This window comes from Streptomyces sp. NPDC002845 (genome assembly GCF_053591955.1).
In genome coordinates this window covers 1-19,092 of record NZ_JBSFUU010000047.1, presented here as the reverse complement: position 1 = coordinate 19,092, position 19,092 = coordinate 1, and the positions used below count along the sequence as shown (strand labels likewise).

Genomic DNA, 19,092 nt, shown 5'->3' with positions numbered 1-19,092 from the left:
GCCCTCGAACGTTCAGTCGCCCCACAAGACTTCTCGGCGAGCAGGCGCACGCCCGTTCGCGTGCTTCCCTACCCTCCGATGAGCGCCGAACGGCCGTTCGGGACTGTGCGGGGTACGGGCCGACGGGCAGTGCCCCTGGTGGCTTACGGGTCGGACGAGACATCCCCCGCACAATGGGCGATACGCGACGAGCGAGGGGCGGACTTGTACCAGAACCCCGACCGGTCGTGTTGCGGACTGATCTCGACGTTCAGCTCGGCGTGCCGCGGAGCGTCGGGCCGGAGCAACTCCTTCGCCGCGCGAGGAGCAGCGCCACATCGTCGTACGGTTCCCGGTTCAAGGCGCCGAGCAGCATGTCGCAGGTCTCCTCCAGCGGGAGCCGGGTGCCGCCCAACAGCCGTAGCAGGCCCTGCAGGCCGACCTCGATGGACTCTCCACGGCTCTCCACCAGGCCGTCCGTGAACAGCACGAGCAACGTTCCTTCCGCCAGTTCCCGCTCTTCGGCGCGGAACGGCACGCCGCCCACCCCGAGTGGCACGCCGCTGGGTATGTCGAGAAACTCGGCCCTCCCGGCCGGGTCCACCAGCACCGGCGGCAGGTGGCCTGCGCGGGAGAGTTCGCATCGGCCGCGCCGTGGGTCGCAGATGACGTAGAGGCAGGTGGCCATCGAGTCGGAATCGCCGAGCGAGGCGGCAACGTCGTCGAGGTGGTACAGCAACTCGGCCGGAGGCAGGTCGAGCCGGGCGAGGGCGCGGGTGGCCGTGCGGAGCTGGCCCATGATCGCCGCGGCGTGCACGCCCTTGCCCATCACGTCGCCGACGACCAGGCCGACCTTGCCGCCTCTGAGCGGCAGCACGTCGAACCAGTCCCCGCCGACCTCGCTGACCGCGGGCAGGTAGCGGGAGGCGACCTCGATGCCGTCGCAGTGCGGTGGCTCCTGGGGGAGCAGGCTGCGCTGGAGGGTGAGCGCGGTGTCGCGCTCGCGCCCGTACAGCCGGGCGTTGTCGATGCAGAGGGCGGCGCGTGCGGCCAGCTCGGTGGCGAGCGTGAGGTCCTGGTCGTCGAACGGCCGGGCGTTCACCGTGCGGTAGAGGCTGAGCGTGCCCAGCACCTCGCCGCGGGCCATGAGCGGGGCGGCCAGACAGGAGTGGGCCCCGGCCCGCCGGAGCGTCTCGGCGGCGGAGTCGTCCCGGGCGATGCGCCGGATCGTCGCGCCGCTCACCCGCCGCAGCAGGATCGGCCGTGCGTCGCGCACGCTCTGGGTGATCATGCGTGACGAGTCGTACGACGCCAGTTCGCCGACCGGATCCGCAGCCTCGATCGCATCGGTGGGATAGCCGGCCGCGACAGCGAGCGCCCGGAAGCCGAGGGAGTCGTCCACCTGTATCGCGGCCGTGCCGCCGAGGGAGACCACCGAGTCGAGTACGTCGACGGCCGCGAGGTCGGCGAGCTCCGGCACGGCCACCTCCGCCAGCTCACGGGCGGTCTGGTGCAGGTCAAGCGTGGTGCCGATGCGGACACTGGCGTCGGCTATCACCGCCAGCCGCTCGCGTGCCTTCGCGACCTCGGCCGCCGTCCGCTGGCGCTGGGAAACGTCGAGTACCGCCATCGCCAGACCCAGCACGCGTCCGTTCGCATTCTCGATCCGGTGGTACGACTCCGAGTAGGCGTGCTCCTCGCTGTCCGCGGCCGTCCGGCCGACGGTCTGCTGATCCAGCAGTGGCTCACCGGTCCGAAGAACCTGCCGCATCCGCGACTCGATGGCCTCCACATCCAGCGCCGGCAGCACCTCGCCGACGCGGCGGCCCAGCACAGCCCCCTCGGGCACGCCGTTCATCCGCTCCAGTGACGGATTGACGCGCACCCACCGCAAGTCGGTGTCGAACACCGCGATACCCACCGGCGACTGGCTGACCAGGATGTGGGACAGGGCCAGGTCCCGCTCCACGTCCCGTACGGTGTCGGCGTCGGTGCCCAGGGCCAGGGCATGAACGTCGCCGCGCGCATCGAGCAGTCGCATGGTGCGGAACTCCACCCGGCGCGTCGAGCCGTCCTTGTGCCGTACCGGAAAGACTCCCGCCCAGCTCGCACCCGTGCGCACGCGCTCGAACAGCTCCCGGGCCCGTGACCGGTTCTCCGGTGCCACCAGCAGCCCGCCCGCGTTCCGGCCCAGTGCTTCAGCAGCGGAGAAACCGAACAACAGCTCGGCCTCGGGGCTCCACAGCACGATCCGGCCGTCGCTCTCCAGGACCAGGGCGGCGACCCGCAGCAGATCGAGCAGCCCGCCCGGCGCAGCGGTGATGCCCTCCCCCCAGCCGTTCCCGGTCCGGGACTCTCGCTCAGGCATACCGGCTGCTCCTTCCGGCGGCGCCGGAACCGCCCTGGGCCCATTTCCGCGGGCCTCCCTGTCAGTGATACCGCTCCCTGGGGAACACCGCACGCCACGGCCAGTCCCCGACCGGCCGACCTCGGCGCTGAGTACCCGGCCGGAGGCGAGGCAGATCTCTGCGATCGAGCGATCGACGATGACGCGGAGCCCGACGGTGTGCCGGGTACGTCCGCAGCCGGGCAGGGGACGGCATACGTGCCTGGACGTGCCCGTGAGTCCAGCGAGACGCGGTTGCGGTCCACGGTGAGCCGCCCGACGGCGGGGGCGACGGTGACCAGCGCCTCCCTCTGGTCCCGCCAGGCCGCCCCCGTACGCCTGAAGACAAAAACTGGCGCGATCGGGCCGTCACGGGACGCACACCTCACGGCACGATAAGTGTCGCTGCGGCACACGGCCCTGATCAGGCCATCCGGCGACGGAGGGGACAGAAGGGGTGGAGAACCGCAGCGGGTTCACACTCGAGCTCTTTGCCTCAACCGGGGAGGAAACCTAGATGAGCACTGCGAGACAGACGCTTGTCGTGGCCATGCTGACCGGCGTCATGGCCTTCACCCTGCCGACGGCAGCGCACGCCGCGCCACTGGAGACCTGCAACGACATGCCCGCCGACATCGTCGGCACGGACGGCGCCGACCGGATCGTACTCAGCTCCGACACCCCCCTGGTGGTCTCCACCGGAGCCGGTAACGACACCATCATCCTCAGCGGCACCGGCAACCACGTCATCTGCGCCGGAGCCGGTGCGGACACAGTCATCGGAGGCAGCGGCGACGACTGGATCACCGGCGGGCAGGGCCGGGACCACATCGAAGGCCGCAGTGGCGATGACACCATCTTCGCCGGAGCCGCCGCCGACACCCTGCTCGGCGGCACGGGCAACGACCGCCTCACCGGGGACGCCGGCGCCGACACCCTGGACGGCGGCGGCGGCGCCGACTGGATCGACGGCCTGGCAGGGGCCGACCGGATCTCCGGCGGCGCGGGCGGCGACACACTCTACGGCAGAGCCGGAGCCGACCGGATCTCCGGCGACGCGGGCCCGGACACCATCTACGGCGGGGCCGGCCCCGATACCCTGAACGGCGACGCCGGAGCGGACACCCTCCGCGGCCAGGCAGCCGCCGACGACCTCGACGGCGGCACGGGCAACGACCAGCTCTACGGCGGCCGCGGCAACGACTTACTGGCCGATCCCACCGGTGCAGGCGACTTCGGCAACGGCGGCGCGGGCGCAGCGGACCAGTGCGACATCCGGATCGAGGCCCGGGTGAACTGCGAGACACTCTTCTGAGCCACCTGCTCCCCAGCCCCGGTCCAGCGGCGCTGTGACGGCCACGGTCCCCGCGTCCGGGGCTGCATCAAAAGCGCGGCACCGACGCTCGGTTCGCCGGGCCGCTGCGGGCGACGGGCCGCGACCTGGCCGTCGCACTCGCAGGACCGGGGCACGTGCTGATCCGCGGTGTGGTCGACGGTGAAACCGTCCGAGGCTCCGGTGCCACGGTCCAGGAGTACCTCGGCCACACAGAAGGCGGCATGGCCGAGGTACTCCTGGACCGTGGCACCGCTGTGCGGCTTCTCCTCACCGCCGTATGTGCCCGCCCCCAAGAGCCGGTCACCGGGGCGGGCGCTGTCGTGCTCCAGTAATCCGGGACCAACACGTCGCTCGCCAGGTAGGGAAAACCCCACCGGCCCCACGGTGGTTGGGACCAGTGTCAGCAGGAGTCGTGGCTCGTAGCGTTGCGGACACCGATCTCCGTTGTTCCTAAGGACTGCTGATGAACCGTTCCTGCTGGCAGGCAGCCGGAACCACCCCTGCGCTCGTGTCCCTCCAGGGCACAGCAACAAGGAGACCGCCGGGCAGAGCCCCAGTCTGCCGGAATGGTACTCAGTCGCCGACCCTGCCGGCGTCGATGCGCCAACCACGCGCCGCATCCACCACGATGGGAACGCCATCCGGGATCTGCCCCTCAAGACGATCGAGCAGACCCTCCACCGGCGGCAGGTCTCCGGGGACGCGCACGTGGATGTGCATCGTCCTGGAAGCCGCGTCCACGCTCGTGACGGACGCGCCCGGCTCGTCGGCCAGCCACTGCTCCGCCACGTCCTTGGCCCGGCCGGTCCAGGCGTTGAGCAGTAGAGTGAGCGCGGTGTGGGCCGCCAGCGGCACGAACACGACGGCGAACAGCAGGGCCATGACGACATACGCCCTGCGGGCGGGCCGACCGACCGCCTTGTCGGCCTGAGCGCCGTAGCCGAGGGCGGCGAAGACCACCATGCCTCCGAAGACCAGCGCGAAGAGGTTGGACGCGAACAGCACCAGCGCACCCAGCGCCAGCCATCCCGCCAGGTGTCCCAGGCACACTCCGGCCACCACCAGGGGCGGAACGAGGGAGATGGCGATCGCGACTCCGGGCAGCACGGCGGCGACGTCCCGTCGGGCGAGTGCCACCGCACCGGCGAACCCCGTTGCCAGGGCAGCGATCAGGTCCATCAGGCCCGGCGACGTCCGCGACGCGATCTGGCTGTTGGACAGCAGGTCGTAGTCACCGGGGAGGGCCACCGACAACGCCATCCCGACCGCGATCACCAGCAGGCAGGCGAAGAACACGACCCTGGCCGCTCCAATCCGGCGGCGCTGCACCGACCCCAGCGCGATGCCCATGATGGGCGTCGACAGCGGCGCGATGATCATCGCCCCGATCACGGTGGCCGTCGAGTCCGTGAGCACCCCGCCGACCGCGATGACCGACGACAGCACCAGCATCGTCCAGAACGCCGAACGCTTGGCCGTGCTGTCCCCTGACGACAAGTCCAGATCCTGTGCCAGTTCGTCCAGGGAACGGCGCTGGGATGCCGGCAGAACACGGGCACGCACTGCGTTGAGCATGCCCTCCAAGTATCACGACCAGCACGGTCCCGGCGCTCCGGACACGGCGCGCGACCGGTCAATCCCGGCCCGTACAGCCACAGGGCGTTCGCAAAGACATCGCCGCTCCCCCTGACTCCGCTCAGACGTCGCCCCTCGAGGGCCGCCGCGACATGTGCCGCGGTGAGGTCCGCTCAGAGGACATGCGCATGCGCCACGAACTCCCGGGGACGCACATTCCACACGCAATCCGCACCTGTTTCATTACCATGCGTAGCGAATGGGCGGCTGTTGTAGCGGCCACCGGGCCTGCCTCCGGCCGGGCTGCGGGGCATGTGGCACGCGCCGTCTCCTCTGGCGAAGGGACGCCCCTGTCATGGCCACCAAGGAGTAAGAAGACTACGTCTTCGCCGAAGAACACCGCGCTCGCCCAGGACAGGCTGATCGCGTCGTTGCGGCGGTATATCCGCACCCGGGGTCCGGAGTTGCTTGCGGATCCGAACGTGACCTCTGTCGGTATCGGCCACAAGGTCACAGGCGGCAGGCGGGGCAAGCAGGTGGCGCTGCAGTTCACGGTCGTGCGCAAGGCCGAGCCGGAGGCGCTGGAGGCACTGCACACGGCTCCGATCCCCGAGACGGTCATGGTGGACGGCGTCGAGGTGCCCACTGACGTCATCGAGCGCAGCTACAAGCCGCAGTTCCGCCGCGTGGCCGAGGTCGAGAGCCCGCCTCGCAAGACCCGTCTGGACCCCATCCAGCCTGGCGCGAGCGTCGGGGCGGTGACCGTGTCGGCGGGTACGATCGGCTGCATCGTGTTCGACAAGGCCGACGGCACGCCGTATGTGCTGTCCAACTGGCATGTGCTGCACGGTGCGCGCGGTGCGCTGGGGGAGGAGGTTGAGCATCTGCCGCACCAGATCGGGACTCGCCGAGGCGAGATAGTCCTCCAGCAGCTCGGGGAACGAGACACTGTGCGGAGCGGTCATCGGACGGCCTCCTTCGGAGATCTTGAGGCGTTCTCCCGAAGGCTCAGCCGATGACCGCTGCCTTATGCCCCACGCCACCCGCGTGCACGCTCAAACCACCCCGATCGGCGATGGCCTCGACAACCCGCCGTACACCACGTCCGTGGACGTGACCCATCCGGCACTGTCTGGCCCTCCGGCATCGCTGACCGGATACGCGCCTCCTCTCGGGAGGTCGGCCCCGGCGTCTTCCTGGTGCGACATCTGGATTGGGCGTAAATCTCGGAGTGGAGGGACTGCGAGCGGGTCACATCCCGAGGTGGCTTTCGACCTGCCTCGCGATCGACCGCGCCAGCTTGTTCAAGTCCGGCTGGATCTCCCCCCAAGTCCTCTTGGTCGACGAGCCCGGACTGGTCCAGGTATTCGGTGATCTCGCGGACCATCAAGCTCGCGAGAGACTCTTCTTCGTCGTCGATCGGGAACCCGTCCTCGTCATCGCCCCGCCCACCGCCCGGCTCCAGCTCAGTGTCCACGGCCCTGACTGGCTCTGACGTCGTTCAGCGGCCCCTCGATATTGGCCATTTGGCCCCACCTGGTCGGAGAACAGCGGGTGACGTCTCGAAGCGGCCCCACCGGCGCTCACCTCCACCTACGTCCACGAGGTGGGGCCATCGCACACCGTCATCGAACGTTTGGCGGCGCCAGCGATGGCCAATTTGAGGGGGCCGATTACCGATGTCGAGGCCAGCCCTGACCATAGCCGCGCCCGCCGGCTTGCCGCCGCCCCCGGCAGGGTGACGAAGCCGAAGCTCGCCAGCTGAGCCACCCCGGCCTACGAGGACGCACCGGGACCGTCGTCACCGAACTGCTCGCGCCAGCGCAGATACTCCAGGCTCTGCCATGTCACCCCGGCCTCGATCTGCTCCGGGGTCAGCCCGGTCTCCTCGGCCAGGTCCTCCTCGCTGAGCCGACCCCCATGCTTCTGCAGAGCCCTGGCGATCTTCCCGGCCCAGAACTGGGGCTCGATGAATGGCCGGTGTTTGTACTGATCGACGATGAGTCCGGGACCAGGGCATACCACTCGGTGCCGTCCGAGACCACGGCCCCGCACAGGTCACACAGCTCAGGCTGGGCCTCGTCCTCGACGCCACTGTCGGGCTCGCTGCTGCACCCTTCCTGTCTATCGCTCCACGGCGGTCGCCGCGTCCTGACGCTCCGAGTTCCGGCACCCCACGCGCCCATCCGTTACAGAACGTCACAGATCACCGGTTCCGACACAGCTTCTGAACGCCTTCGACATCACCTTCGATGGCCGACTCTCCGCAGCCCGTCAGTAACCCCAACCACCCTGGTTACACCGCTCGTTTTGACAGACTCGATCGACGCGCGGCTGAATCTGGGGATGGCGATCATGCTCAGGCCGCGAGGGCTAAGGCTGATCCGCGCGGTGGGGCGTACGCGGGTGCCGGGTGCGTGGTCCAGTTGCCAGCGTGCGGCGATGCTGGCCAGGGCGAGGGTGGCTTCGATGATGCCGTAATTGTCGCCGATGCATTTGCGGGCGCCGCCGCCGAAGGGCACGAAGGCGCCGTGTGGGGGCTGAGTGCTGGGATTGTTGTCCTTCCAGCGGTCAGGAGCGAATTCCTCGGGGTTGGGATACACGTCGGGGTGGTGGTGGATGAGGTATGGGCTGTAGACGACCGGGGTTCCTGCGGAGAGAAGACGCCCGGCGAGACGGGTGTCTTGTGTCGTGGTGCGGGTGAGGATCCAGCCCGGGGGGTACAGGCGCAGGGTCTCGATGATGATCCGGCGGGCTAGTTCCAGTCGTGGCAGGTCCTGGTAAGTCGCGGGCGCGCCGGCGAGGACCTGGTCGGCCTCGGCGTGCAGTTGCTGTTCAATGTCCGGGTTCAGGGCGATGAGGTGCAGGGACCAGGTCATGAGAGTGGCGGCGGTCTCCGTTCCGGCGAAGAAGAAGTTCAGGCACTGGTCGATGATTTGGTTCGTCGTCAAGTCGGGTTCGGCCTCGGGGGAGCTGTCCGGGCTGGCCAGGAGGGTGGACAGCAGGTCACCGTGGTCCTCGCCGTGCGGGTCGGAGCGACGCTGGTCGATGATGCCGCCCAGGAGGTGCCGTAGATGGGCGCGGGCCTTGCGGGAGCGCCTTTGTGCCGGGAGAGGCAGCTTGTCCGCGGTAGTAGGCAGGGCTACCCGTGTGAGGAAGCCGTCTTGGGCCGCGTTCAGGCTGTCGATGATTGCTGTGATGCGGTGTTCTGCGATGCCCGCGAACATGGTTGACACCAGGATCCGGCCAGTGAGGGCTTGCATGTCAGCCAGGACGTCGATGGTCTGTCCCGGCTGCCATCGCTCGGTGACAGCGGTGATTTCGCGGGTCATGATCGGCGCGTAGTCGGCGAGGCGGGCGGCGGTGAAGGCTGGTTGCACCAGGCGCCGCTGGCGCCGGTGTTCGCTGCGGGGGCAGGTGCCGACGCCGTTGCCGATCGTTTCGCGGATGCGGTCGATGACTGGTCCGCCTTTGTCGAAGGTGTGGTCGTTCGTGAGGACCTGGTGGGTCAGTTCTGGGGTGCAGACCATGTAGGCGCGCTGGGGGCCAAACCGGAGCTGGACCAGATCTCCGTGTGCGGGCAAGGAGCGGAGGAACGGCAGCGGCGCTCGGAGCAGGGCCAGGGCGTGCCCGAGTACGGGAATCGCGCCAGGCACTGTACCGGCGGCCGGGGTGAGCGGCGAGGCGGCGTTCATGGCGTCTTCGCTCCGTTGTTGAGGGCTGCGGGATGGTGGGCGGGTCCGTCAGGTTGGATGCGGCTCAGTTGGCGAAGGCGGTGCGCGGCGCCGGGGAAGCGCGTGGCGGCCAGACGCAGATGGGCGTCCAGATTGCCGTCGACGATGCTGACGAGGGCCGCGGCGGAGGCTCCTGTGTGCTTCGCGAGGCTGGCGATGAGGTGGTTGTAGCGGGCGGTGGCGGTTTCGACGGCGCTTGGCAGACCGCCGGTGACGCGCGCGGTGTGAAAGAGCACGTAATTGGAGGTGGCAGTGGCGCAAGGGGCGTCAGGGCCGCAGTCTTTGTCCAGGGATGCTAGATCGTTGGCGAGGTAGATCGCTTCGGCAGCCGCTTCGACAAGGTTCTGCTCGCTGGTCAAAGGCAGTCCTCGGATCGCGCCCCAGCAGGTGATGAAGGGCAGCGCGGCGATAGTCGCCAGCCGCAGGGTGTGGAACTGCTCGCCGGTCATGATGGTGATGTCCTGCTGGTCCTCGGCGTCGGCTGCGGCGCAAAGCGTTGCGATGTCGGCTTGCAACTGCACGGTGGGCAACTGGCGTCCGCGCATGTCGGCGAGCAGGGCGCGGTACAGCATTCCCAGTTCGCCGGCGGTGGTGTGGGACTGGCTGTGTAGCTGCGCGGTGAGTTGGGTGAGCTCGTCGGCCGGGCCGTCATCGACGTTGAAGTAGAAGATGTTGAACTTCCCAGCCAGCAACGTCTCCCACCACACAGTGTCCGGCGGCCGGCAGCAGGCGGTGAAGGTTGCTGCATAGAAGGCCCGTTTCGCGTGCCAGGCCGTGCCGCGCGAGCAACGGCAGTGTGTGAGCGCCCAGTCAAGGAGGGCGTCAGCGAGCCTGTGCTCCTCAGGGCCGGCCAGCTGGCGTCGGTAGCAGCTCAGCGGGTCTGCGGTCATGAACGGGCCGCCATTGTTTGTCCCTCGCCGGGGTTGAGTGCACGCAGGGCGAAGGCCGTGGTGAGTTGGGGCGAGCCGAAGTGGACGGGGACACGGCCCATGCGGAAGTAGGCGCCCGCGGGCCACAGACCATCAGGCCGCTGGCAGGCCGCCAGCCTCTCCCGTCGCGCTGTCTGTCCCTCGCTGCCGCCGTACTGATCGGCGGCGATCGTCAGCAGCGCGAGATCGAGCGGGCCAGCGCTCGTCGCGGCGGCGCATGCGCGGCGCAGCGGCGACCCGAGCCGCTGTGCAACGTCGGGTGAGGTCGCGCACAGGCGTGCGACGGCGAAGAGGAAGCTGGCCGGTGAGGGGTAGTAGCGGGTCCCGTTCACGTAGTTGCCCGACAGCAGATGCTGTCTCACATGGGCCAGGGTGGCCTTGGCTACCGGGCGTCCTGCGCAGGTGGTGTGCTGATCGGCCAGGATCAGCGTGCGCAGAACGTTGGCGCTGACGACCGCATCTTGTTTGCGGCCCCGCCGCCGTGCGTACGGCTCGACAGCGTCGTCCCAGTAGACCATGACGGCCCCCGGTACGAGGTTCTCCTCTCCAGGGGTCGGCGGAGCCTTGGCCCGCAGCAGCTCTGCCGCAATGGCGTGAAACCGCGGGGCTGTCAGCCGCTGGTGCCGGTGCAGCGCGGCGGCGGCCACCGCCGTGCAGTCAGTGTCCGCAGCGAACTCCGGAACGTTGGGGAAGAACCGGTACCGGTTGCCGTTCCCGCATGCCTCGACCTGCCCGGCCAACGAGTCCAGCAGGTGCTGACCGTGCGCCGGCGCAGGCCGGGGCAGGTGCTCCAGTGCGAGCATGGCTGTGAAGCCCTCTTTGGCCAGGTCGATTTCCAGGTCGACGTCCAGGCGGGACTGGACGAGATCACGGGTCTGGGTGAGGGAAGACGGGTCGCCGAAATCGGCACTGAGGCAGATGGAGGCGGATGGCAGACCCGCGCTGTGCCGGCACAGCGCATCCCAGCCGCGCTCTGCAGCTCCCCGGTGCGAGTCTGACCGTGGTGGGGCGAGAGAACCCGGAACCGCCCCGAAACTCCCCGCGCACATCCTCGCCCTCCCATGCGACGTCCGGACCCGGCCAGGGGCGCCACCGGCGGGACCAGCCGGAGGGAGACCTGACCAACGCCATCGAGTGGCGGACTTCCTTGTATCTCGGTTAACCGGGCACCGCCCACTTAAGGCGGCGCACATGAAGCACAGGCAGCGCGTGGGGTGCGAACCGGGTGGTGATGGCGCCTCTTCGGCTCGGGGGCGCCGAGCGTCAACATGACGGAACTGGCACCTGGCACATCGACCAGCCCTTGAGCGGCGAGGGCATCGCCGCAGCTCTTGCCCGTGCGGCGGGAGAGTCCAGCGCCCTGGTCAACGAGCCGCTGGGCAGGCCGTGATGGGCGATCACACGATCGGCCACCACAGGGGTCCGCCGGCGGCGGCACTTGTCCACAGGGGAACCGGGGGTTCCCTGGACGAATGATCGACAGCGACGACACGCAGCAGCCGGCCCCGCGCCGCAACAAGGTCCTATTGATCAGAAACTCAAAGGGTTCTATTCGAGGATGTAGGGTCGCGTCCGAGTGTCGGTGGAAAAGAGGACACGAGCGTAAGTTCCGTGCAGAACCGCCAAGTTCGCACGAAGGAGACCCACGCTCGTGTCCCGACGAGTATCGCCCACCGAGGCCATCCATGCCGAGATCGATGCCCTATTCACCGGTGACCGCGACCTGGTCGATGTCCTGGAAGACGTGGCCCGGCTCGGCGCCCGCCTGATCATCCAGACCGCGATGGAAGCCGAGGTCGACGCCTTCCTCGGCCGTGCCCGCTACCAGCGCGCCACCGCGGTCGTCGACGAGGACGGCCAGGCCACCGCCCGCCCGGGGCACCGCAACGGCCACTGCCCGACCACCATCAAGACCACCGCAGGCCCGATCACGGTGGCCCGCCCGAAGCTGCGCGGCACCACCGAGAAGTTCGCCTCCCGCCTGTTCGGCACGCAGGCCACCCGTACCAACGCTCTGGAGTCGCTGGTCATCGCGTCCTTCGTCCGGGGGATGTCGGTCCGCGACGTGGAGAACGCCCTGGCCGACGCCCTCGGCCCGGAGGCCGCGCTGTCGAAGTCGACCGTCTCGGCGATCTGCACCGCGATCCGCGACGAGTTCGACGCCTGGCGGCGCCGCGACCTCGCCGGCCTCCGGCTGGACTACCTGTTCCTGGATGCCTCGCACTTCAAGATGCACGACGGGCACGCGGCCGAGCCCGTGCTGGCGGCCTGGGGCATCACCACCGACGGCAAGCCCGTCTTCGTCGGCCTGGACAGCGCGAACAGCGAGTCGACCGACGCCTGGCACGGCTTCTTGACCGACCTGGCCGACCGCGGCCTCGCCTCCCCGCTGCTGGTGATCTCCGACGGCGCGAAGGGCCTGATCAGCGCGGCCGAGCAGGTCTTCCCGAAGGCGCTGCGACAGAGGTGCACCATTCACAAACTGCGCAACGTCCTCGCGAAGATCAGTAGGGACGACCAGGAAGCCGTGCGCGCCGACTTCTGGGCCTGCTTCGACACCAGCGACGCGGCGCTGAAGGGCATCGAGCCCGGTCAACGGCTCGTCGAGGCCGTCCAGCGGCGCATCGACGCGTTCATCGACAAGTGGGCCGGCACCTACCCCGCCGCGATGCGGGCCATGGAAGCCGACCGGGCCAGCCTCACCGTCTACCTGCGCTTCCCCGCCGAGCACCACAAGCGCATCCGGCACTCCAACTTCATCGAGCGGACCTTCGGCGAGACCCGCCGCCGCGTCATAGTCATCGGCCGGTTCCCCGGCGAGACCTCCTGCGTCAGCCTCATCTGGGCGGTCCTGGACCGCGCCTCCCGCGGCTGGCGCGGCTTCACCATGACAGCGCAGGCCCCGCGGACACTGCAGGACCTGCGCCGCGCCCTGCTGGGGCCGCCAACCCCGCTGTACAAGACGCCCGTTGAGATCGCCGCGGCACTCGAGGAAGCCGCGTAACATGCCCCCCCACGGAACTACCGCGTCGAGCCCTTTTCCACCGCTCCGCGGACGCGACCTGATGTAAGGCGGACGTATGGGCCTCCGAAGTAGCCGCGGACGATGTGTGGCTGCCGTTGACGCCGATGGAAGAACCTGCGGGTCTCGGCGGCGAGTTCGGCCTGGTCGCGGGCCCGGCTGTGCATCGGAAGGCTCCGTTTGAGGCCGGCGTTGACCAGCTCGTCGGGGTTCAGCTCCGGCGAGTGCGACGGCAGGAAGTGCAGCTCGATGCGGTCCGGGTGATCGGCCAGCCAGGCGCGGGCCTTACGGGAGCGGTGCGCGGAGTGACCGTCCACGACGAGGTGCACCTTGTGGTCGAAGTGGCCCGCGAGGCGGTCCAGGAAGCGGCACATGACGTCGGCGTCGAAGGTTTCGGTGAACACCATGACGTGCATGCGGCCCTTGGGGCTGATCGCGGACATCGCGTTGACCGAGAACCGGTTGCCCGTGCGGCACACGACCGGGGTGCACCCCTTGGCGCCCCAGGTGCGGCCGGTGACCTGGTCGGAACGGATGCCGACCCGGTCGGCGAAGAGCACCTCACCACCCTCCGCCTTTGCCCTGGCCCGGATCGCCGGCCAGGTCTCCTCCAGCCAGACGCGGACCGCTTCCGCGTCCTGCTCGACGGCCCGCTTGTCCGGGCGCTGGAAGGACAGGCCTCAGCGGCGCAGGTACTTGCCAACGCCCTGCTCGGTCAGCCGCACCCGGTACAGCTTCGCGATCAAATCCCCTACCCCGGCACGTGTCCACAGCTGCACGGCCAGCCCCGGGTCACAGGGGCGGTGATCCAGTACGGCCTGCCGGATTGCCTGCTGCTCGACCGCATCGAGAACCTGATGCTCGCCGACCCGGCGCCCGCGGGGCTGGCCACGAGCGCTTCGAGCCCGCCTGCCAGCCACTTCGCCCACCAGTTGTCCACCGCCTTGAGCGAGACCTGGAACACCGTCGCGACATCCTCGCGAGTCCGGCCTGCCACCAACGCGGCCACCGCCCGCAGCCGAAGGGCCTCCTGCGCCGACGGCGACAACTGCCGTGCATCCCCCACCAGTTCACTCACGCAGGGATCAACGACCCGGAACACCTACCGTTTCGGATCAATAGAGGCCCTCACCCGGGCGGAGCGCAAGGTGTTCACCCGGCCCGCGCCGAAATCCGCAAAGGCTCAGGTGAAATTCCTTCTCACGTGGGCGAAGAGGTCCACCAAGGCCCTTGCGGAGCGTCTGGGCGTCTCGCGACGTACGGTGGAGCGCTACCGCGCCGGACAGCTGACGAAGCCCCAGAAGAAGCTCCGGGCAGCCCTGGTGGAGGAGACCAAATCCGAGTGGCAACCGCAGGTCAGGGCTCAAGCACGAGAGTGTGCGGCTACGTTCGGCGGTATGCAGGTGGAGGTCTACGCCTACTTCGGATTCACCTGCACGGGGAGCTCGGACGACGGCCGCGAGCGCTTCATCAGCACGGCGATCTCGCCCACCTACGCCGCTGAGATCCTCCGTCTACAGGAGGCTGGTGCGACGGATCAAGACCTGCATCCGGTCGTCGCGGAGGCCATCACCGAGTCGTATTTCACGGAATGGGGCTCCCGCGCCCGAGGCCTCCGAGCGGATTTCACGCACGTGCGGTCGTATAGAGATAGAGTTCTGACCACGCGGAATTCATGGCCTGCTATAAGACGTATCGGCGGGCCGCCGCACAGTGTTCTGGCGGCGGCCCGCTTCCAAATCCGCACCACGAATGCGAGCCCGAAGATGACCACGCCCTGGCCGCCCCGGCGTACCGTGCGCCGACCGCTCGCCCCACGCGTTGCCGCGCCCCGCGAGCCGGTCGACCCCGCCCGCATCGGCTGGCGCGTGGTCCGCCGCCGCGCGAAGGGGATGACCGCGGCCGCCGTCGCGGCGGCCCTCGAGGACGCCCGCTTCGACGCGCGCCAGGACTCCCGCCACGAGCACCTCGCCGACGACGAACGCGGCCGGGCGGAACTCGCGGAGTGCGAACGCATCGACCAGCTGCTCGCCGACGCCGACCCGGGCACCGTCTACGACCCGGACGCCGACGACGTCGTCCAGGAGGAACTCGCCGCCGAAGCCGCGGCCGCCGCCCGGGAAGCCGAGCTGCGCGAAGCGGCCCGCATCGCCGCCCGCGCCGATGAGCTCCAGGCGCTGCGCGAGCTGGGCACGCTGGAGCAGACCGAGCCCCGCGAGGGCGACGAAGCCGCCCGGGACGAACTCACCCGCCGCGCCGGGTCGTACGCGCCGAAGGACGTCGACGCCTGGCTCGCCCCCGCCCTGGCCGCGCACCTCGGGCACTACGCGGACCCGGCCGCCCGCGAGGCAGCCGCCGGCCTCCTGCCGCCGCCCGTACTCGCCCACGCCGCTCTGCTGTCCGCACTCGCCCACCTCGCCCCGGACGCCGGCGTCGACCAGCTGGCGTTCGCGGCCCGGCTCACCGCCGCCGACCCCGAGGCCACTGCCGACCTCGCCGCGTTCCTCACCCGCGCCACCGAAACGACCGACGCCCTGGGGAGCCCGGCATGAGCGAGCACCAGGAGCACGAGGTCGTCGTCGCGGTCTGGGCAGAGCACAGCGACATCGGGCACCACTACGAAGAACTGCTCGCCGACGGGAGGGTCATCGCCTGGACCCAGCCCCCGTTCGGCGAGACGGTCCACCCCGGCGAGGACGGCCCCGACCGGCACCGAAGGTTAGGCGTGTGCCATCGAAGTAATTGTCGAGGCCGCTGCCTGGATGCGCGTACGCTTTCGAGCGGGCTTGCTGAACCTGGAGCTGGTTGAGCCGGGCGGCGACACAAGGACTGTGGCGTCCGTGCCGGACCGGGCGAGGGCTAGCTCGTCCAGCTGTGGGCCACGTCGACCACGACCCGGTCGTCCAACTGGATCACGCGGAACGGCAGTCGGGCGCGCACACCGAGACCGACCTGCGTCTGGCCCTCGAAGGTGCTGCCGAACCGGGTGTCCCGGAAGGTGCTGTACCCGCTGATGTTCACGCCGGGCAGGGGCTCGCCCACCTCGCCCGGGTAGGTCCACACGCCGGCTTCCAGGTCGTAGCTCCACGCGCCGACGCGGATGTCGAGGATCGCCCCGCCGGCGACCGGTATGTACTCGCCCGAGGGGTCCGCGTAGAACCGGTCCACGTACTGGACGTGGTAGCCGATCTGGTCGCCGCCGCCGGGCACGTCGAACACGATGCGGTCGTAGCACTCGTGCTGTCCGGTCCTGATGTTCTCCAGGTGATCGGGCCCCTGGGCGGCACCGCCCTTGGCGCCGCTTCCCCAGCCCGTCGGGCAGGTCGCCGCCGCCGTGCGCGAGCCCTCCGCCGGGGCCGCGCCCGCGGTGCTCGCCGCCGTCCCCAGCGTGGCGCCCGCGAGCACGAGCACCGCCACTGCCGCTCCGATACGTCGCATCATGTCCCCCTTGGTCGCGCTTGGTCGCGTAACTCTGATGCAAGGTCAGACGGCCCGCGGCACCGGAAGGTTGTACGCCAGACGGGGCAAATGGGGAATCTTGCCGTCTGTGAGATTCCCTCGAGGACGCCAGGTTCGACGCCCGGCAGGACTCGCGGCACGAGCACCTGGCCGACGACGAACGCAGCCGTGCGGAGCTCGCGGAGTGGGTACGCATCGACCAGCTGCTAACCGCGGCGGCCCCGGGCACCGTGCACGACCCGGACGCCGATGCCGTCGTCCAGGCCGAGCTCGCCGCCGAAGCCGCGGCCGCCGCCGCCCGCGAAGCCGGGCTGCACGAAGCCGACCGGATCGCGGCCCGCGCCGATGAGCTCCAGGCGCTGCGCGAGCTGGGCACGCTGGAACAGACCGAGCCCCGCCAGGACGACGAAGCCGTCCGGGACGTACTCACCCGCCGCGCGGGCGGGTACGTCCAGGCCGACGTCGACGCCTGGCTCGCCCACGCCCTGGCCGCGCACCTCGGGCACTACACCGACCCGGCCGCCCGCACGGCAGCAGCCGGCCTCCTGCCGCCACCGCTGCTCGCGCACGCCGCGCTGCTCACCGAGCTCGCGCGCCTCGCCCCGGACGCCGGCGACCAGCCGCCCGGGCCTTGGTGCGCGGGTTTTCCCCGGCGACGGAACTTGGCGGGACCGGGAATGTCAGTGGGGTGGGCCATCATTCGAGTACATCGAGCCCAAGTCCGACGCGCTGCCCGACTGGCTCGACCTGAACGTCCCGGACGACCGGTTCATCGCCTCGACCCTGCTCCTGCAGTCCCGGCACCCCGGATCCGCGTGGTACGTCGCCACCAGCGACATCAACCTCCAGACCAAACTGCATGCCGTCGCCCTGCCGTTCATCGAGCCCTGACCCCGCACGGGCCGTCAGTTGACCGAGACGTACAGCTGATCGTCCTCCGCCAGATGCCGGTGACCCCGAGAGATGCCCACATGACAGCTATGTGCTGGCCACATTCATGGGTGCCCCTTGCCGCCGTGCGTGGCGGCAAGGGACTTGCGGTCAGTGCCGGTAGACGCCGACGCCGGCGAGGAAGAGGGTCATCACGCCGCCGACGGTGCCTCCGCCGATCAAGACGGCCTGGGCGATGCCGGCTCCGGCGTAGATGGCAATGATCCCGGACGCGCATCCGAGGTTGAGGGCGACGGAGAGCGCCAGGAGCAGTGCCAGAACCTGGAATGACGTCATGCTGCACCGCCATGGTGGTGCGGTGCGTCCTCGGGCGGGTACGCGGCTGCGCCGAGGGCGGTTGCGTGGACGGTGTGCGGGTGGGTTGAGGCTGACGGCTCTACCTCTGCAGGTAGATGATCAAGCATCCTGGAGAGGTCCTTCCTGTAATTGTGCTGGATGGATGGCGAAGCCCGTGCCGCGGGCGTTGGGGAACGAAGCGCGGCACGGGCCCTTGCCTGTCTGGAGCACCACGCCGGATTGATCCGGCGATGGCGCTGCGGCCCTATTCCAGCCCCGCTACAGTCGAGAATCCAGCGGAACAAAGTGCAACATCGCAGCTCAGGAAACATGCAATATCTGAACCTTCCCCTTGATCGTGGACACCTGGAGACTGGGACCTGAGTTCCAGAGGAAGTAGCACCAGGTGGGAAGCAAGTACACGAAGCGGTACACCGAAGAGTTCAAGCGGGATGCGATCGCGCTCGTCGACTCCTCGGACAAGACGGTCACGGCGGTCGCCCGGGAACTCGGCATCAGCTCCGAGTCCCTGCGCGGCTGGTACCGCAAGGCGAAGGCGGAGCAGGGCGAGGGCACTCCCGGCGAATTGAGCAGTGCCGAGCGCGAGGAGCTCAAGCGGCTGCGGCGGGAGAACCGCGAGCAGCAGCAGACGATCGAGATCCTGAAAAAAGCGACCGCCTTCTTCGTGAAGGAGAACGACCGGTGAGCGAGTTGTGCCGGTTCATCCATGCGGAGAAGGCGAACTACCCGATCGTTGTGCTGTGCCGGGTGCTGCACGTTGCCCGCTCCTCCTACTACGCGTGGCGCGAGGGCGAGGCCGCCCGCCATGCCCGGCAGGCCGCCGACGATGCGCTCGCGCACGAGATCAGGGTGCTGCACGTCGCCTCCCGCCGTACCTACGGTGTCCCGCGCATCCACGCTGAACTGCGGCGTCTGGGGCGGCGGGTGAACCGCAAGCGCATCGCCCGCGTGATGCGCGAGCGCGACATCCGAGGCGTCACCCGGCGCAAGCGCCGCTCGTTGACCCGGCCCGACAAGAAGGCGAAGCCGGCCCTGACCTGATCGGCCGCGACTTCCACGCCGAGCGGCCCGGGATCAAGCTGGTCGGCGACATCACCTACCTGCCCACTGCCGAGGGCTGGCTCTACCTCGCCTGCTGGCTGGACCTGGCCACCCGCGAGGTCGTCGGTTATGCCATGGCTGATCACCACCGCGCAGAACTCGTCGTGGACGCCCTCGACATGGCCTACGGCCGAGGGAACCTGGAGCCCGGCTGCGTGATCCACAGTGACCGCGGCAGCGAATACACCTCGACTCAATTCTCCGACCGAATAAGGGAGCTGGGACTACGGAACAGCTGCGGACGCACCGGATCATGCTTCGACTGTGAGGATGATCGGGTGCCGCTCCGGGCGGTGGCCTGACCCGTGCTTCGACTGGCGTTG

Annotated in this window: 22 protein-coding genes; 10 read left to right on the top strand and 12 right to left on the bottom strand. The window is 69.3% G+C overall.

Features of this window, described 5'->3' with window-relative positions; all coding sequences use genetic code 11:
* Window positions 1-250: 250 nt before the first annotated feature.
* On the bottom strand, window positions 251-2,347 hold the full coding sequence (locus ACWD3C_RS29620) for a SpoIIE family protein phosphatase (RefSeq protein WP_451149224.1): 2,097 nt from the start codon (window positions 2,345-2,347) through the stop codon (window positions 251-253).
* A 535-nt stretch (window positions 2,348-2,882) separates the two neighbouring features.
* Between ACWD3C_RS29620 and ACWD3C_RS29615 the strand changes: the two genes are divergently transcribed.
* Complete coding sequence (locus ACWD3C_RS29615) at window positions 2,883-3,680, top strand: calcium-binding protein (protein WP_451149222.1); 798 nt, start codon at window positions 2,883-2,885, stop codon at window positions 3,678-3,680.
* Between the two features lie 155 nt (window positions 3,681-3,835).
* Complete coding sequence (locus ACWD3C_RS29610; RefSeq protein ID WP_451149220.1) at window positions 3,836-4,033, top strand: hypothetical protein; 198 nt, start codon at window positions 3,836-3,838, stop codon at window positions 4,031-4,033.
* 241 nt (window positions 4,034-4,274) lie between these two features.
* Here ACWD3C_RS29610 and ACWD3C_RS29605 read toward each other — a convergent pair whose 3' ends face one another.
* Complete coding sequence (locus ACWD3C_RS29605) at window positions 4,275-5,276, bottom strand: TIGR00341 family protein (protein ID WP_451149218.1); 1,002 nt, start codon at window positions 5,274-5,276, stop codon at window positions 4,275-4,277.
* Between the two features lie 482 nt (window positions 5,277-5,758).
* Between ACWD3C_RS29605 and ACWD3C_RS29600 the strand changes: the two genes are divergently transcribed.
* Together ACWD3C_RS29600 and ACWD3C_RS29595 are read left to right on the top strand one after the other, a co-directional pair.
* Window positions 5,759-6,295, top strand: a complete 537-nt coding sequence (locus ACWD3C_RS29600; RefSeq protein ID WP_451149216.1) for a hypothetical protein — start codon at window positions 5,759-5,761, stop codon at window positions 6,293-6,295.
* A gap of 281 nt (window positions 6,296-6,576) precedes the next feature.
* Entirely contained in the window at window positions 6,577-6,771 is a 195-nt protein-coding gene (locus ACWD3C_RS29595) for a hypothetical protein (protein ID WP_451149214.1), read from the top strand.
* Window positions 6,772-7,052: 281 nt separating this feature from the next.
* Here the strand turns inward: ACWD3C_RS29595 and ACWD3C_RS29590 are convergent, their stop codons facing one another.
* From ACWD3C_RS29590 to ACWD3C_RS29575, 4 genes are all read right to left on the bottom strand, one after another.
* Window positions 7,053-7,301 carry a hypothetical protein gene (locus tag ACWD3C_RS29590; protein ID WP_451149212.1) on the bottom strand — a complete coding sequence of 83 codons (249 nt, stop codon included), beginning with the start codon at window positions 7,299-7,301 and terminating at the stop codon, window positions 7,053-7,055.
* Window positions 7,302-7,519: 218 nt separating this feature from the next.
* Window positions 7,520-8,971 carry a cytochrome P450 gene (locus ACWD3C_RS29585; RefSeq protein WP_451149210.1) on the bottom strand — a complete coding sequence of 484 codons (1,452 nt, stop codon included), beginning with the start codon at window positions 8,969-8,971 and terminating at the stop codon, window positions 7,520-7,522.
* On the bottom strand, window positions 8,968-9,900 hold the full coding sequence (locus ACWD3C_RS29580; protein WP_451149208.1) for a terpene synthase family protein: 933 nt from the start codon (window positions 9,898-9,900) through the stop codon (window positions 8,968-8,970). The genes ACWD3C_RS29585 and ACWD3C_RS29580 overlap by 4 nt, the downstream gene beginning before the upstream one ends.
* Window positions 9,897-10,742 carry a hypothetical protein gene (locus ACWD3C_RS29575; RefSeq protein WP_451149206.1) on the bottom strand — a complete coding sequence of 282 codons (846 nt, stop codon included), beginning with the start codon at window positions 10,740-10,742 and terminating at the stop codon, window positions 9,897-9,899. The genes ACWD3C_RS29580 and ACWD3C_RS29575 overlap by 4 nt, the downstream gene beginning before the upstream one ends.
* An 848-nt stretch (window positions 10,743-11,590) precedes the next feature.
* Here ACWD3C_RS29575 and ACWD3C_RS29570 point away from each other — a divergent pair.
* Window positions 11,591-12,943 (top strand): IS256 family transposase, encoded by a 1,353-nt coding sequence (locus tag ACWD3C_RS29570; RefSeq protein WP_451149204.1) that lies wholly within the window; start codon window positions 11,591-11,593, stop codon window positions 12,941-12,943.
* A 17-nt stretch (window positions 12,944-12,960) separates the two neighbouring features.
* Here ACWD3C_RS29570 and ACWD3C_RS29565 read toward each other — a convergent pair whose 3' ends face one another.
* Genes ACWD3C_RS29565 through ACWD3C_RS29555 form a run of 3 tightly spaced genes read right to left on the bottom strand, consistent with a single transcriptional unit; the run spans window position 12,961 to window position 13,958 of the window.
* The gene (locus tag ACWD3C_RS29565) at window positions 12,961-13,638 is read right to left on the bottom strand and encodes an IS630 family transposase (protein WP_451149275.1); all 678 of its coding nucleotides are present in this window, start codon (window positions 13,636-13,638) and stop codon (window positions 12,961-12,963) included.
* Window positions 13,639-13,641: 3 nt separating this feature from the next.
* Window positions 13,642-13,740 (bottom strand): winged helix-turn-helix domain-containing protein, encoded by a 99-nt coding sequence (locus ACWD3C_RS29560; protein WP_451149202.1) that lies wholly within the window; start codon window positions 13,738-13,740, stop codon window positions 13,642-13,644.
* The gene (locus ACWD3C_RS29555; RefSeq protein WP_451149274.1) at window positions 13,713-13,958 is read right to left on the bottom strand and encodes a helix-turn-helix domain-containing protein; all 246 of its coding nucleotides are present in this window, start codon (window positions 13,956-13,958) and stop codon (window positions 13,713-13,715) included. The genes ACWD3C_RS29560 and ACWD3C_RS29555 overlap by 28 nt, the downstream gene beginning before the upstream one ends.
* A gap of 151 nt (window positions 13,959-14,109) precedes the next feature.
* On the opposite strand from ACWD3C_RS29555, the gene tpg reads away from it, so the two are divergent.
* Both tpg and ACWD3C_RS29545 read left to right on the top strand, forming a co-directional pair.
* On the top strand, window positions 14,110-15,513 hold the full coding sequence (gene tpg, locus ACWD3C_RS29550) for a telomere-protecting terminal protein Tpg (RefSeq protein ID WP_451149200.1): 1,404 nt from the start codon (window positions 14,110-14,112) through the stop codon (window positions 15,511-15,513).
* Window positions 15,510-15,770, top strand: a complete 261-nt coding sequence (locus ACWD3C_RS29545; RefSeq protein ID WP_451149198.1) for a hypothetical protein — start codon at window positions 15,510-15,512, stop codon at window positions 15,768-15,770. The genes tpg and ACWD3C_RS29545 overlap by 4 nt, the downstream gene beginning before the upstream one ends.
* Window positions 15,771-15,820: 50 nt before the next feature.
* Here ACWD3C_RS29545 and ACWD3C_RS29540 read toward each other — a convergent pair whose 3' ends face one another.
* From ACWD3C_RS29540 to ACWD3C_RS29530, 3 genes are all read right to left on the bottom strand, one after another.
* The gene (locus ACWD3C_RS29540) at window positions 15,821-16,399 is read right to left on the bottom strand and encodes an AMIN-like domain-containing (lipo)protein (protein WP_451149273.1); all 579 of its coding nucleotides are present in this window, start codon (window positions 16,397-16,399) and stop codon (window positions 15,821-15,823) included.
* A gap of 227 nt (window positions 16,400-16,626) precedes the next feature.
* Window positions 16,627-16,989 carry a hypothetical protein gene (locus ACWD3C_RS29535; RefSeq protein ID WP_451149196.1) on the bottom strand — a complete coding sequence of 121 codons (363 nt, stop codon included), beginning with the start codon at window positions 16,987-16,989 and terminating at the stop codon, window positions 16,627-16,629.
* 472 nt (window positions 16,990-17,461) lie between these two features.
* Window positions 17,462-17,647: a hypothetical protein gene (locus ACWD3C_RS29530; RefSeq protein WP_451149194.1), complete on the bottom strand. Its 186-nt coding sequence runs from the start codon at window positions 17,645-17,647 to the stop codon at window positions 17,462-17,464.
* Between the two features lie 406 nt (window positions 17,648-18,053).
* Here ACWD3C_RS29530 and ACWD3C_RS29525 point away from each other — a divergent pair, with 406 nt between their 5' ends.
* Genes ACWD3C_RS29525 through ACWD3C_RS29515 form a run of 3 tightly spaced genes read left to right on the top strand, consistent with a single transcriptional unit; the run spans window position 18,054 to window position 19,071 of the window.
* On the top strand, window positions 18,054-18,353 hold the full coding sequence (locus ACWD3C_RS29525; RefSeq protein ID WP_451149192.1) for a transposase: 300 nt from the start codon (window positions 18,054-18,056) through the stop codon (window positions 18,351-18,353).
* Window positions 18,350-18,709, top strand: coding sequence for an IS3 family transposase (locus tag ACWD3C_RS29520; RefSeq protein WP_451149190.1), 360 nt, complete (start codon window positions 18,350-18,352; stop codon window positions 18,707-18,709). The genes ACWD3C_RS29525 and ACWD3C_RS29520 overlap by 4 nt, the downstream gene beginning before the upstream one ends.
* A complete protein-coding gene (locus ACWD3C_RS29515; protein ID WP_451149272.1) occupies window positions 18,706-19,071 on the top strand; it encodes a DDE-type integrase/transposase/recombinase in 366 nt (121 codons plus the stop codon). The genes ACWD3C_RS29520 and ACWD3C_RS29515 overlap by 4 nt, the downstream gene beginning before the upstream one ends.
* Window positions 19,072-19,092 lie beyond the last annotated feature (21 nt).